Source organism: Pilosibacter fragilis (assembly GCF_032490495.1).
Taxonomy (GTDB): Bacteria; Bacillota; Clostridia; order Lachnospirales; family Lachnospiraceae; genus Pilosibacter; species Pilosibacter fragilis.
Map to the genome: position 1 here is coordinate 25,357 of NZ_JAVYJB010000024.1, position 13,476 is coordinate 38,832.

At 46.1% G+C, this 13,476-nt stretch carries 12 protein-coding genes; 3 read left to right on the forward strand and 9 right to left on the reverse strand.

The window, feature by feature from the left end; genetic code table 11:
• Positions 1-37 precede the first annotated feature (37 nt).
• From ABCW45_RS15930 to ABCW45_RS15955, 6 genes are read right to left on the reverse strand one after another with little or no spacing between them, the layout of a single operon-like run.
• Complete coding sequence (locus ABCW45_RS15930) at positions 38-1,012, reverse strand: ABC transporter ATP-binding protein (RefSeq protein ID WP_425518621.1); 975 nt, start codon at positions 1,010-1,012, stop codon at positions 38-40.
• Positions 1,012-2,019 carry an ABC transporter ATP-binding protein gene (locus ABCW45_RS15935; protein WP_343221170.1) on the reverse strand — a complete coding sequence of 336 codons (1,008 nt, stop codon included), beginning with the start codon at positions 2,017-2,019 and terminating at the stop codon, positions 1,012-1,014. The genes ABCW45_RS15930 and ABCW45_RS15935 overlap by 1 nt, the downstream gene beginning before the upstream one ends.
• A 59-nt stretch (positions 2,020-2,078) precedes the next feature.
• Complete coding sequence (locus ABCW45_RS15940; protein WP_343221171.1) at positions 2,079-3,731, reverse strand: ABC transporter substrate-binding protein; 1,653 nt, start codon at positions 3,729-3,731, stop codon at positions 2,079-2,081.
• Between the two features lie 36 nt (positions 3,732-3,767).
• Positions 3,768-4,619, reverse strand: coding sequence for an ABC transporter permease (locus ABCW45_RS15945; RefSeq protein WP_015555137.1), 852 nt, complete (start codon positions 4,617-4,619; stop codon positions 3,768-3,770).
• Between the two features lie 14 nt (positions 4,620-4,633).
• Positions 4,634-5,587: an ABC transporter permease subunit gene (locus ABCW45_RS15950; protein ID WP_177968704.1), complete on the reverse strand. Its 954-nt coding sequence runs from the start codon at positions 5,585-5,587 to the stop codon at positions 4,634-4,636.
• Between the two features lie 20 nt (positions 5,588-5,607).
• The gene (locus tag ABCW45_RS15955; RefSeq protein ID WP_177968705.1) at positions 5,608-6,738 is read right to left on the reverse strand and encodes a M20 family metallopeptidase; all 1,131 of its coding nucleotides are present in this window, start codon (positions 6,736-6,738) and stop codon (positions 5,608-5,610) included.
• Positions 6,739-7,221: 483 nt separating this feature from the next.
• On the opposite strand from ABCW45_RS15955, the gene ABCW45_RS15960 reads away from it, so the two are divergent.
• The 3 genes from ABCW45_RS15960 to ABCW45_RS15970 all read left to right on the forward strand — a co-directional run bounded on the left by ABCW45_RS15960 (position 7,222) and on the right by ABCW45_RS15970 (position 10,555).
• Entirely contained in the window at positions 7,222-8,619 is a 1,398-nt protein-coding gene (locus ABCW45_RS15960; RefSeq protein ID WP_343221172.1) for an MATE family efflux transporter, read from the forward strand.
• A gap of 5 nt (positions 8,620-8,624) precedes the next feature.
• Positions 8,625-9,203, forward strand: a complete 579-nt coding sequence (locus ABCW45_RS15965) for a cytidylate kinase-like family protein (protein ID WP_117553227.1) — start codon at positions 8,625-8,627, stop codon at positions 9,201-9,203.
• 317 nt (positions 9,204-9,520) lie between these two features.
• The gene (locus ABCW45_RS15970) at positions 9,521-10,555 is read left to right on the forward strand and encodes an alcohol dehydrogenase (protein ID WP_117553226.1); all 1,035 of its coding nucleotides are present in this window, start codon (positions 9,521-9,523) and stop codon (positions 10,553-10,555) included.
• A gap of 34 nt (positions 10,556-10,589) precedes the next feature.
• On the opposite strand, the gene ABCW45_RS15975 is transcribed toward ABCW45_RS15970, so the two are convergent.
• The 3 genes from ABCW45_RS15975 to ABCW45_RS15985 form a co-directional block, all read right to left on the reverse strand.
• Positions 10,590-11,660: a U32 family peptidase gene (locus ABCW45_RS15975; protein ID WP_117553225.1), complete on the reverse strand. Its 1,071-nt coding sequence runs from the start codon at positions 11,658-11,660 to the stop codon at positions 10,590-10,592.
• A 114-nt stretch (positions 11,661-11,774) separates the two neighbouring features.
• Positions 11,775-13,271: a hypothetical protein gene (locus ABCW45_RS15980; protein WP_177968709.1), complete on the reverse strand. Its 1,497-nt coding sequence runs from the start codon at positions 13,269-13,271 to the stop codon at positions 11,775-11,777.
• The coding region (locus ABCW45_RS15985; protein WP_343221173.1) for a hypothetical protein at positions 13,250-13,476 on the reverse strand (227 nt) is incomplete at its 5' end. The genes ABCW45_RS15985 and ABCW45_RS15980, both read right to left, overlap by 22 nt.

The following is a 13,476-nucleotide window of genomic DNA, read 5'->3' on the forward strand; positions in this document are numbered from 1 at the left end:
CTCTGCGCATTTTTCGCATGTTATATTTTTACAATGTTTACTGATACAGAAAGCAGGCAACGCTTCTCTTTGTTCCATCGTCTCCCGTGATCTCTGTTAATTCCGGACGACTTTGTCTGCATTTCTCTGTCGCCATCGGACATCTTGTACTGAACAGACAGCCTGCCGGCGGATTTAACGGGCTCGGCAATTCTCCCTGGAGGATCACCTCATCCCGCTTCGCGTGGATATCCGGAACCGGAATCGCTGACAGCAATGCTTTTGTATACGGGTGAAGAGGTTTCCCATAGAGCTCCCTCTTTCCTGCATATTCCATGATGCGCCCCAAATACATGACCGCTACCTTGTCGCAAAGATACTCCACCACGCTCAAGTCATGAGAAATAAAAATGTACGTTAGATTTCTTTCCTTATGAAGGTCCTTTAACAGATTCAGCACCTGTGATCGAACTGACACATCCAGCGCTGATACCGGCTCATCACAAATGACAAGCTCCGGATCGTTGATCAGGGCTCTTGCGATCACGACTCTCTGTCTCTGTCCACCGGACATTTCATGCGGATATTTTTCAAGATACTTTTCACTGAGACCGACCTCCCGGAGGATCTTCCTGACCTTTTCCAGTTTTTCTTCTTTCGTATATTTTCCCGCCACATCCAGCGGTGCCATAACGGATTGAACAATTTTTTTCTTTGGATTTAAGGACGCATACGGATCCTGAAAAATAATCTGAATTTTTTCCCTCAGCGGACGCATCTGGCGTTCGTTATAATTTGTAATATCTTCTCCATGGAACAGGATCTGTCCTCCGGTTATCTCATGAAGCTTTAAAATGGACTTTCCTAACGTTGATTTTCCACAGCCCGATTCGCCTACAAGGCCTACGATTTCTCCCTGATTGATCTTCAGGTTAATGGAATCCACCGCTTTTACTGTAATTTCCTTTCCATGTACTTTTTTTACCGGAAAATATTTTTTTACATCCCGGATTTCCAATAAAGGGGTCTCCATTATTCCACCTCCCTGCTATCCTGTATCTCGGGATCCATAAACCGGAAGCATCGTACAAAATGTCCTGCTTCTCCCTGCATTCCCGGGTCTTCTTTTTTGCACTGCTCCGTTGCATATGGACATCGCGTAGAAAATCTGCAGCCGGCCGGCATCTCATCCAGTCCCGGAACCGTTCCCTCGATCGTAAACAGATGATCTTCCTGACCACTTCCAAGCTTTGGAATTGATTTCAGCAATCCCACCGTGTATGGATGCATCGGATGATCAAAGATATCTTCTGCGGTTCCATATTCCACTGATTTTCCTGCATACATGACCATGACATGATCTGCCATTTCTGCCACCACACCCATATCATGTGTGATCAAAATCACCGATGTGTCTGACTCCTCCGCAAGCTTCTTTAAAATTCTGAGGATCTGGGCCTGAATCGTCACATCCAAGGCCGTTGTCGGTTCATCTGCGATCAAAAGCTTTGGCTGGCAGAGCAATGCCATTGCGATCATTACCCTCTGTCTCATACCACCGGACATCTGATGTGGAAATTCCCTGATCCGCTGCTCCGGAGAAGGAATCCCCACTCTGGAAAGCATTTCAATACACTGTTTTAATGCTTCCTTTTTCGGTATCTCACGATGATGGGTCCTGATCATCTCTAACATCTGATCTCCGATCCTGTATACCGGATTCAGAGACGACATCGGTTCCTGAAAGATCATGGAGATCTCATTTCCCCGCACCTTTCTCATTCTGGCTTCTGATGCCTTTGACAGATCTTCCCCTTCAAACAGGATCTGGCTGTTTTCATCAATTTCGCAGACAGAAGGAGATACCAGACGCATAATCGAAGTGGCCGTGACGCTTTTTCCACATCCTGACTCTCCAACAATCCCGATCACCTTTCCCCGGTCCAGTGAAAAAGTAACATTATCCACTGCTGTCAGCTTCTTTTTTCCAATTTTAAAGGAAACCTTCAGATTTTTAACTTCCAGCAAATGTTCATCCATCTGCTCCCCTCCTGTCATCATCCTTCTAAATTTGTGACAAACCCGTCACCGGTTTCTGATCATTCTTTTACAGACCATTTCCAGACAGCCTGGTTATTGACTCCGCCTTCAAATGCGTTATATCCCTGGAATCTCTCCGACTGAACTCCGAAAATATATCCGTTGTAGAGCATTACCAACGGCATCTCATCCCAAAGAAGCTGCTGATATTCGTTTACCAGTTCTTTTTTCTTTGCTTCGTCTGTTTCAGCAGCAATCTTATCCTGAAGCTCTGCGTATGCGGTATCTGTGATCTGGCAGTATGTCGCATTCTTATTGTCATAATATCCGGACATCCAGAGCGGATAGGACATTGCTGTTGAGCCGCAAATTCCAAGATCATAAGTTCCGTCCTGAAGCCCTGAGAACATCGTTGCAAGCTCAACTGTCTGAACATCGATCGTAATTCCCGCCTCTGCAAGATTCTGCTGAATGATCGCTGCCATGCTCTCTCTTGCGGAGGTTACTGCCATTTTAAGTTTCCTTGATGAATCCCATCCGGCCTCTGCAAGAAGCTCTTTCGCCTTATCTACATCTCTGGACCAGGTGAGTCCGCAATCATATTCCGATCCCGGGATCACACAGGTTGCCGGTGCAACGCCTTTCCCCTGCAGATTCTGCTCGATCAGAAGATCCTTATCGATTGCATAGCTCATTGCCTGACGAATACGCTTATCTGATACATTCTGGTTATTGATCAGGAATACGCCTACGAAGGTCGGTTCGCTTGATTCTGTCACCGTAAGTCCCATATCCTTTGCCGCAAGTGCATCATCAGTCGTTGGCTGCTGATAAAATCCATCCATCTCTCCTGCTGCAATGGATGTGATCGTATTCGTGGAAGCGATCACTTTCAGAATCAGTTTGCCAAACTGCGGCGCACCAAGCTGATAATCCGCAAAAGATCCCAGCTCCAGCTGGCTTCCGGAAAGCTCAGAGATAAAGGTGCAGGGACCGGAACCGATCGGTGCTTTCCAGAACTCATCATCTTTCATTTTTTCAGGTGCGATATCACCAAGAAGATGTTCCGGAAGTACATAGAAATACTTGTTATGAAGGATCAGCCAATCCTCGACCGGGGTAACATTCTTAAAAGAAATCTTCAATGTATAATCATCAACAGCCTCAACTCCGACTGATTTTTCAGCCGTTTCAAGACCATTCTCATCGGTTCCTGCCCATGTGTTGAACTCACTTCTGAGTCCGTAATCAAATTTCGGATTTGTGATCAGCTGTGCGGTAAATACCCAGTCCTTTGCGGTTACCGGCTGACCGTCATGCCATTTTGCATTTTCATCTAAGTGAAAGATCGCAGCTTTTCCATCATCTGCAGATTCCCATGATTTGGCCGATCTCGGTGATACCCCGGAACCAGCTTCCTCAATAAATGCAAGGCGGTCGTACAGCTTGTCGCAGACCAGATTCTGATAGATCGATCCGGATGTAGATCCGTAAGGATTAACGGTATCCCATGCAGTCGTCAAACCGTATGTAATGACCTTATCGGAATAATCTCCCGTCTTATCCGTCGCCGTTGACGCTGCTGTTGTTCCTTCCGCTGCAGATGCAGCCGCTGTTGTCTCATTTCCGGAGCTGCCTCCGCAGCCGGCGAGAAGTCCTGTTGCCATGGCTGCCGCAAGCATCCACGCTGCAATTTTTTTACCTGATCTCATAATGATCCTCCTTTAAATTTTTTGATATATACTGCCCTATTTTGTTTTTGGATCAAGGGCATCTCGTACACCTTCTCCGATAAAATTAAATCCTACAACAACGAGAATGATGCAGATTCCCGGTGGGAACCACACCCACGGACGTGCCGTCAATACAAGAAGATTCTGCGCTGCAAATATGATATTTCCCCAGGATGCCTGTGGTGTCTGGACACCCATTCCGAGAAAGCTTAATGATGATTCTGTTAAAATTGCGCCTGCTACCCGGAATGAAATATTTGCCCATACCGGAGGGATCGCATTTGGCAGTACCTCTGAAAGCAGAATCTTTGGAGTACTCATTCCAATCGCTTTTGTTGCCTGAATATATTCACGTTCCCGGATCGACAAAACATTGCCGTAAATCAGCTTTGCTATTGCAGTCCAGCCCAGGACTCCGATCACCACCGTGACCGTAAGGATCGACGGTCCGAATACCGCAACGAGAACAAGAATCAGGACCATTGTCGGGAATGACATAAATGCATCTGCGACACGCATGATGACAGTTTCTGCAATTCCTCTGAAATAACCGGCGATCAGTCCTAACGGAATTCCGATCAAAACTGAAATGATCGTAGACATGATTCCGACAAACAGTGAGATTCTTCCTCCATATAAAAGCCTTGCGAACAGATCTCTTCCCACATCATCCGTGCCCAGAGGGTGACCGGAACATGGGGCTTTGTTGAATCCTACCGCCCGGTCAGTCGTATATGGGTCGAGCTTCATGAATATCGGGATCAGGATGACTGCCAAAACAAGAAAGCAGACAATGATAAGGCCTAAAACAGCTTTCCGGTTATGCATAAATTTTTTTACTGCTTGATTACTTAATATTTTTTTCATGCCCTGATGCCCTCCTATTTAAATTTAATTCGCGGATCCAACGCAGCATAGATCAGATCCAGAATCAGATTTACAACGAGAACAACGACACAGATCAAAACAGCGACTCCCATGATCACCGGATAATCACGACTTGTGATCGCAGTAATCATCAAGCTTCCGATCCCCGGCCAGGCAAATATCTGTTCTGTTACAACAGCTCCTCCGATCAGAAACGGGACAGAAAGGCTTAAGGTTGTAACGATCGGAATCAGTGAATTGCGAAATGCATGTTTGATCACAATGACGACATTTCTAAGTCCTTTTGATCTTGCTGTTTTTATGTACTCCTCATTCAAAACCTCAAGAACACTCGATTTTGTCTGTTTGATATAATTTCCGATTGGCTGGATTCCACACACGAAAGCCGGAAGTGCCAAATGATAGAGAAGATCCTTCCAATCACCACCAGTTCCTGCCGAATACATGCCGCTCGTCGGGAACAATTTCATTTTTACAGCCAATACATAGATCAGAAGAAGACTTAAAAAGAAGTTTGGCACCGATGCTCCGATAAAAGCAACAAATGTACTGATATGATCCCATATCGAGTTCGGTTTACAGGCAGAAACCACTCCAAGCGGAATTCCTATGATGATTGCACCAATAATACCGGTTCCCGTGAGCAGTAATGATGGGATGATACGCTGTCCGATCATCATGCTGACTGTTTGGGAGGTACGGTATGATGTCCCAAGATTTCCATGCAGCAGGTCTGCCAGCCACAGAAAATACCGGACAAGAACCGGCTTATCAAGTCCCAGTGAAGCTTTCAACGCCTCCAGATCGCTGAGTGACATTTCTCCGGATGCAGCCAAAATTGAAAGCGGTCCTCCGGGAGCAAGATTGATCAGCAAATACACCGTAAATGTAATTCCAAGAAACACCGGTATTGCATAAAAAAGTCTTTTTATAACATATTTTATCAATCAGATTCTCTCCCTTCGGCTTATTGTTTATTTAACATATCGTTTAGAATTGCCAGATGGAGCTTTACACATGGTTCAACGGATCCGATATATCCGTACTCTTTCTCACTATGATCATTCGCTCCATGCGGTCCCATTCCATCCATAACGATCGCTTTTCCACATCTGGAAAGATGGTTCGCGTCAGAGAGTCCTCCGCGGTCTTTTTCCTCAAATGGAATCCCATGTTCTTCAGCAATTTTTCTGACCCGTTCGATATACTTTTTCGCTTCCTCTGTTTTTATAAAAGGCGGAGTTTCCTTCTGCATTGTGATCGTTGTTTTTACTCCGGGAACAAACGGTTGTCCTTCTGTTATTTTATTTACATATTCTTTCAAGCGGATTCTTTCGCTGTCATCCCTGAATCTCATTTCAACACTGATTTTTGCATGATCTGCAACTACATTTCTGGCTGTACCGCCATTTGCGATCCCGACATTTACCGTCGTATCTTTTTCTCTGTCCGCCAGACTCATTAATTCCACAATGTAATGTCCCATCTCAAGAACCGCAGACGCATTTTCTACTTCAAACATAAAGCCCGCATGGGCCGCCTGACCTTGAAACTCAATATCATACGTCAGGGAACCTTTTCTCGCAAAGCAATGGCGGGTTCCATTTTTTCCAGCAGATTCCATGACAAAAATGTGATCTGCCTGACATCCGATTCGATCTGTGATCTCTTTTGAGTAGATCGACCCGATCTCTTCATCCGGATTATAGACCATTGCGATATTCAGGCATTTCTTCTCAGTTTCCGGTAAATTTGCCGCGATATGAAACATTGCAAGATCACCGTTTTTCATATCACCAACACCCGGACCGTAATAATTTTCTCCTTCGATCCGAAATGGTCTTTTCTCTGCCGTCCCGTCCGGAAATACCGTATCCATATGACCGATATACATCGCATCATAATGTTCGGATACATGATTTGTAATAAGAAGGACCTGACGACCTCCATCGACAGGAATTCGTTCTACGTTCCAGCCGATCTCCTGATACCAGCCAGCCAATTTATCTGCCACCCGGTTGATTCCGGCTACATTTCCAGAGCCGCTGTCAATGTTGACCAGCTCTTTCATCTGTTCCAAGTACAATTCCAGATTCATGTTTCCCCTCCCTTTCGCCTTCAAAATCTATTTCAAAATTCACATCTCTCATCTGAAATTCATTATATATCATATTATAACCATTTGTCAATATGTATCATTATATATCGTATTATAATTTAACTTTGTATATTATGTTCAATCAAAATCCACTGCTTTACATTTTTTTCCGTTTTTGCTATAATAATGCTACATCGTGTGGCGTTTCTGCGTAAATCCAGTTGCAGAAGCGCCACACTTTTTTTATCTCCGTGGGAGTTAGGTCTCCGACCGAGATAAATGCTCCGCAAGGATGCGCAGTGATTCTGATAGGAATACCAGAATCAAGCGCCAAGTCTCACGGGTGTTCGATTTAAATTGAAAGGAGGTGGGAAGTGAACGATAAAGAACAATTTTATAGACAGATCGTGTTGCAGAAATGCGTAAGTCCGGATTTAAAGGAGCTTACGCATTTCTTATTTTTTTAAGAAAAAGGAGATCATTATGGAAATTGGAAATCAGTTTTTGGGAACAGAGCGTATTGATAAGCTGATGCGTCAGTATGCAGTTCCCTGTATCATCTCATTGTTAGTAGGTGCATTATACAATATTGTTGATCAGATCTTTATTGCAAACGCCAGCTACCTCGGCTCTTACGGAAACGCAGCTAATACCGTTGTTTTTCCGTTGACGGTTGTTGCACTGGCTATCGCCGTGATGGTCGGTGACGGCTGCTGTGCCTTTGTCAGCATGGCGCTTGGCCGGAATGAAACAGCCCGGGCAAAGCGCAGTGTCGGCAATGCGGTAGTTTTGATCATTGTAGGAAGTCTTATCCTGACCGCCGTATATCTGATCTTTGCAAACAGCATCATCGCCATGTTTGGCGGTACGGTCAATGAGGAAACCTACCGGCATTCACAGGAATATTTCTTCTACATTACTCTTGGGATTCCGTTTTATATGTTCGGTCAGGCTATGAATCCTATTATCCGTGCAGACGGGAACCCGAAATTTGCCATGATTTCCACACTGGCAGGCGCTGTTATCAACATCATTCTTGACCCGATTTTCATTTTCGGCCTTCAGTGGGGCATGATGGGTGCAGCTGTAGCCACAGTGATTGGTCAGGTGGTGACGGCAATTCTCGCTGTCTGGTATCTGGTGCACATGCGGATCATCAAGCCGGAAGCCGGTGACTATGCACTTTCTCCAAATATATTCGGACGGATGCTCACCCTTGGTATTACCAGCTTTCTCTCTCAGATCAGCCTTGTGGCCGCAATGGCAGCGATCAACAATATGCTCCGTAAATACGGTGCATTGGACGCTGTGTTCTCACAGGAGCAGTACGCACAGATCCCCATGGCAGTCGTCGGGATCGTAATGAAGTTTTTCCAGATCGTCATCTCGATCGTAGTCGGCATGGCTGCCGGCTGTATTCCGATCGTCGGCTACAACATGGGTGCAGAAAAGACCATGCGTGTGAGGGAGCTGTTTACCCGGCTGCTTATTTCCGAGGCTTTGGTAGGTGCAGTCGCGCTCATACTGGCGGAAGGATTCCCGCATCAGCTTATCGCTATTTTCGGCGCTTCCAATGAGAGCAGCTACTATACCGATTTTGCTGTTAAGGCATTCCGTACCTATCTTTGCATGATGATCTTAGCGTGTATCAACAAGACATGCTTCATCTTTTTACAGGCCGTGGGCAAGGCATTGGCATCTACCATGCTTTCCATGTTCCGTGAAGTAGTATTCGGTGTCGGCTTCGCATTGCTCCTTCCGGTTTTCTTCGGTCTGGACGGTGTGCTGTATTCCATGCCGGTTTCAGATATTCTGACCTTTATCATCTCAGCAGTGATTATCATAAAAACATATCATGAATTAAATGTGAAAGGAGCATAAGACGTATGAAAAACAGAGTGATTACGATCAGCCGTGAATTTGGCAGCGGTGGACGTACCATCGGAAAAAAAGTGGCAGAACAGCTGGGCATCCCCTGCTATGATGCAGAGATCATTCAGGAAATGGTAAAAGAAACCGGTTTTACACCGGAGTATGTAAAGGAAGCCGGTGAATATACGCCCGGCAGCTTCCTCTCATCTGCATTTTCAAACCGCTTATTTGGCCCCACAAATGAAGATATTCTGTGGGAGCATCAATATAAGGTCATCACGGAGCTTGCACAAAAAGGCCCCTGTGTAATTGTTGGACGCTGTGCTGATTACATTTTACAGGATAAGGCCGACTGCCTGAAGGTCTTTATCCACGCAGATATGGATTTCCGTGCCCAGCGCATCGTCGAGGTTTATGGAGAACGTGAACAGTCCCCGGAGGAACGCCTGCGCGACAAGGATAAACGCCGTGCTGCATATCACCGGTTCTATACCGACATGAAATGGGGATATGCACAGAATTATCATCTGACACTCAACAGCGGTGTGCTTGGAATCGATCAGTGTGTAAAAATCATTGCTTCTTTATATTAGAGATATCCTTCACACTGCATTTCATTGCAGACAGGAGCAACATCTAATCTATTCCCTTTCCGGATCCGGAAAGGGAATTTTGTATCTATCCGCGCAGATAAGTGCTATAATATAATACTAAGATCATGCGGTCCGAAGTCCGACGCAGGCTTGTCTGTAGGAATACTTTTTCCCCTGGGCCCACCAAAGACATGATTCAAGTCGGAGACCTGACTCCCACCGAGACAAATTTGCTGTTACTCACCACTAAAAAATGCGGGCGTCTTCTCGACCGAGATAAAAGAATCAATAAATAAAGAAGAAAGTGATGGATAAAAATGCAGACATATACTTATGTTTCCAAAGGAAAATTTGAATTAATGGAAAAACCGAAGCCGGTTCTTATGGATGAACGGGATGCCATTGTAAAGGTAACACTCGCCAGCATTTGCTCAAGTGACCTGCACATTAAACACGGAAGCGTCCCCCGCGCTGTGCCGGGTATAACCGTCGGACATGAAATGGTCGGTATTGTTGAAGATATCGGCAGCGCCGTAACGAATGTGAAACCCGGTGACAGAGTCACGGTAAACGTGGAAACCTTCTGCGGGGAATGTTTTTTCTGCAGGCATGGTTATGTAAACAACTGCACCGATCAGAATGGCGGCTGGGCTCTCGGATGCCGGATCGATGGCGGACAGGCAGAATATGTTCGCGTACCGTTTGCAGATCAGGGGCTAAATAAAATCCCGGATCATGTTACAGACCGTCAGGCTTTGCTGGTCGGAGATGTTCTTGCCACCGGTTTCTGGGCAGCTCGTATTTCTGAGATCAAAGAGGAGGATACGGTATTGATCATCGGTGCAGGACCTACGGGGATCTGTACGCTGCTCTGTGTCATGCTGAAGAATCCGAAACGTATCATCGTCTGTGAAAAAGACGAAAGCCGGATCCGCTTTATCCATGAGCACTATCCGGAAATCCTTACTGTATCACCCGAAGCTTGTGCAGATTATGTTCGTGCCAACAGTGACCATGGCGGAGCAGATGTCGTTCTTGAAGTCGCAGGCGCCGAATCCACGTTTCGCCTTGCATGGGAATGTGCAAGACCAAATGCGGTCGTGACGGTCGTTGCTCTTTATGACAAGGCTCAGACTCTGCCGCTGCCGGATATGTACGGCAAGAACCTCACCTTCAAGACCGGCGGTGTAGACGGCTGCAATTGTGAGGAAATACTGCGGCTGATCGCAGAGGGCAGACTGAATACGGAACCACTTATCACACATACATACCCGTTAAACAGGATCGAAGAAGCATACACACTCTTTGAAAATAAGATGGACGGTGTGATCAAGGTAGCCATCGAATGTTAATACGGTTCCCAATCCCGGTTCCTGGACACTGTATTTAAATTGTCTTCCCGGCAACCGATTCCGTTTCTCTATAATAACACAGTCCGCTGCATCCATACGGAAACAATGTTCGTTTTATGTCCCTGATATATTCCTCTTCCGTATCCACATGCTCAAGGATATCCAGAGCTGTCTTCAGGTTCCGGATATCCTTTTCCATAAAATCTACATAATTTCCGCGCCCCACAAGCTTTAAATGGGTGATTCCGGCCTTTCGCAGCCGATACAATGCGCAAAGCCCACATCCTGTCTCACCGCAGAGATAGCCGTCGGAATCATATCTTCGTTCCTCATACTCTTCGTTCTGTTTATCTGCGCTTCGTTCATCATTCGCATCTTTCACTGTGTTCTCCGTCCGTGAGACCAGCTTCTCCGTTTCTGAACCTTCTTCTTTTTTCTCTCTATTTCCTTTAACTTTTCCTATCTTATACGGGACCCGGCACAGATGCCCCATCTCATCGCAGTGCAGGGAATTGCAGAACGCCCCCGAAAACTGACAGAGCTCGTTCAGTGCAAATGCCTCAAATTCATATACGCCCCTGCTGCCCTTTTCCCTCTCATGCCGGATCACCGACTCCATGTCTGCGAAGCTGTTCTTCCTGTGAAAGATAAGCCGACTGACATCCAAGCAGTCAAATACATCTATCATACGGCTGTTTACCTCTGCCGTCTCCCCACTCAGATGGATCTCACAGCGGATCCCATTATTTTTCAGGTAGATCAGCAGCGCCGGATCCGCGATAATAAAGCTTGAAAATCCAAGCTCCGTACACCGGTGAAGGACATCCGCGATCTCCGGGTACTGCTCCGGTGTATAATAAAGCGAATTAAATGTCAGATGTACCGGTTTCCCATATTTTCTCACCAGCGCCGCCAGAATCCTCAGCTCACTCTCCGCCCCGATCTGCACGTTGATGCCAAGAACCTCGCGACGATTCAGCGGCAGAACCGTCCCGTATTTTTTATTCCATTCATAAGGTACGTATCCGCAGAAAAACTCATCTGCCCCGGCCTCGACGTACCGCACATATTCATCGATGGACCCAAGTCCCGCCGTGATCTTCATTGTATCTCTCCTTAAATTCAGCTTCTCAACTTCTGAAAGTTCGCATCTGCCACATTTCGTTTCATTTTTCGCGAGTACAATTCTGACTATCTGCTATTTTTAATTGCATATTAGTTACAGTAAATTTACTACGATTCTATCAATTCTTTTCTCTTTCCAACCTTCTGTATCCGCCATTCCGGAAACTGCACTCTCATCCAGCGCAAAGAGCGAATTATACCGCCCCACCATCTTCAAATGCTTTGGATACAGAAAAACTTTCTCCCTGCAATATCCCGGACACGATTCCGGCAGTTCCTGCTTTCCACGTTCTCCATTTTTACACGCAGCATACAGTGTACAATACTGGGAGGTATTCGTCTGATAGAACGGAACGTGGATGCTGTTCTTTCCTTCCGGAAATTCCTGCCTGTATCCGCAGGACTCCCACTCGTACCGCCGGATCCCGAACGTGTCTCTCAGATACGTCCGGTAAAATTCCGCATTCAGGCTGTTCTCCCGGAAATATCCTGTCTCTCCCTGCTTGTATCCCATCCGTGGATCCTTTTTTCTTTTATTTAACAGGGTCCCCATACAGGGCACAAGAGCTTCTTTTTCTTCCTTCCATTCCTTCCGCTCTCTCAAAAGCTCCAGCAGACCCCAGTCGTTTGCCGCGATCTCCAGAAATGTCTCCCGGTTTCTGCACCATTCTTCCAGCTCATCCAACAGTTTTTCCGCCGGTTTCAGCATAAATTCCCGCAGATATGAAAATGTAACTGTCACAGCCAGACCTTCCGACTCTGCCTTTTTAAAGATCTCAAACAACTGCCGTTTTTCAGGAAACAGCAGATGGCAGAAGGCATTTCCCACATAAATCCGCTCTGGAACCGGCATTCGTTTTCCCAGCTCTTTAGCCCCATTCACGTTCCAGTACCAGTCCATAAAATCGCGGAATTTCATGGATAAATACCGCTCATAAAGCTCCGGACGGTCCAATTCCACAGCAACTTCGATATTCTTCCGTTCCTGCTCTTTATATTCTTTGTATTCTTCGAGTTCAAAATCTCCTGCTGCGATGCAATTTTCCCTCATACCTGACTGATTTTCGATTCGCGTTTCCAGCCTCGCCCTGTCTTCTCCTTCACCGAACCACTCTTTTTTCTGTTCAATGAAATTCTCCGCAAACTGTTCATCCTTTTTTGCCGGATACCCGGTAAGCGCCATTGCAAGTTCCCCGTCCTCGCACTCCAGCTTCAGCCGCACAAATCTATCATACCAAAGGATCAGTTTTCCAGCGCATTCCCGGTATTTCTCCTGCTCCACAAACACCGAATACTCATATACCGGAATCCCCAATCCATCTTCCACACGCACTTCCATCTCAAACGAATGAATCTCAACTTCCGTATACGGATCACTGCTTTTCTTCTCCTGATCTCCCGCCTTCAGCCCGTTGAAACCATCATAAAAACAGATCCGGAATCCCTTTACTTCGCGGATCTCATCCAATGTCCGAAAACAAAATCCATGTTCCGCAAGCTCCGTGATCCGGATCTCCTGCCCGTCTGCAAATCCCGCCACAAGTCCGAACGGGATCATAAAAACTCCGTTTATTTCTCTCTTCCCTGACACTTTTCGTTCCCCAATTCAAATCTTTTTACAGTACCATAGCTCACGCCGCTTATAAATGCCAGCTTTTTATCTATTACCATTCTATCGTGAATTACCCACCACTTAATTTTGAAGAAATTTGAAGTGGGGGCTTCTGGGGAATCCTTGGACTCCCGTTTAAGAAGTTTGATCTTTGAGTTTCCGCCCGCTCTCAGGCGATCCTTAT

Excerpts from the sequence above, each read along its gene's own strand:
- ABCW45_RS15930 (WP_425518621.1), bottom strand. The coding sequence starts at position 1,012 with ATGGAGACCCCTTTATTGGAAATCCGGGATGTAAAAAAATATTTTCCG.
- ABCW45_RS15935 (WP_343221170.1), bottom strand. The coding sequence starts at position 2,019 with ATGGATGAACATTTGCTGGAAGTTAAAAATCTGAAGGTTTCCTTTAAA.
- ABCW45_RS15940 (WP_343221171.1), bottom strand. The coding sequence starts at position 3,731 with ATGAGATCAGGTAAAAAAATTGCAGCGTGGATGCTTGCGGCAGCCATG.
- ABCW45_RS15945 (WP_015555137.1), bottom strand. The coding sequence starts at position 4,619 with ATGAAAAAAATATTAAGTAATCAAGCAGTAAAAAAATTTATGCATAAC.
- ABCW45_RS15955 (WP_177968705.1), bottom strand. The coding sequence starts at position 6,738 with ATGAATCTGGAATTGTACTTGGAACAGATGAAAGAGCTGGTCAACATT.
- ABCW45_RS15960 (WP_343221172.1), top strand. The coding sequence starts at position 7,222 with ATGGAAATTGGAAATCAGTTTTTGGGAACAGAGCGTATTGATAAGCTG.
- ABCW45_RS15965 (WP_117553227.1), top strand. The coding sequence starts at position 8,625 with ATGAAAAACAGAGTGATTACGATCAGCCGTGAATTTGGCAGCGGTGGA.
- ABCW45_RS15970 (WP_117553226.1), top strand. The coding sequence starts at position 9,521 with ATGCAGACATATACTTATGTTTCCAAAGGAAAATTTGAATTAATGGAA.
- ABCW45_RS15975 (WP_117553225.1), bottom strand. The coding sequence starts at position 11,660 with ATGAAGATCACGGCGGGACTTGGGTCCATCGATGAATATGTGCGGTAC.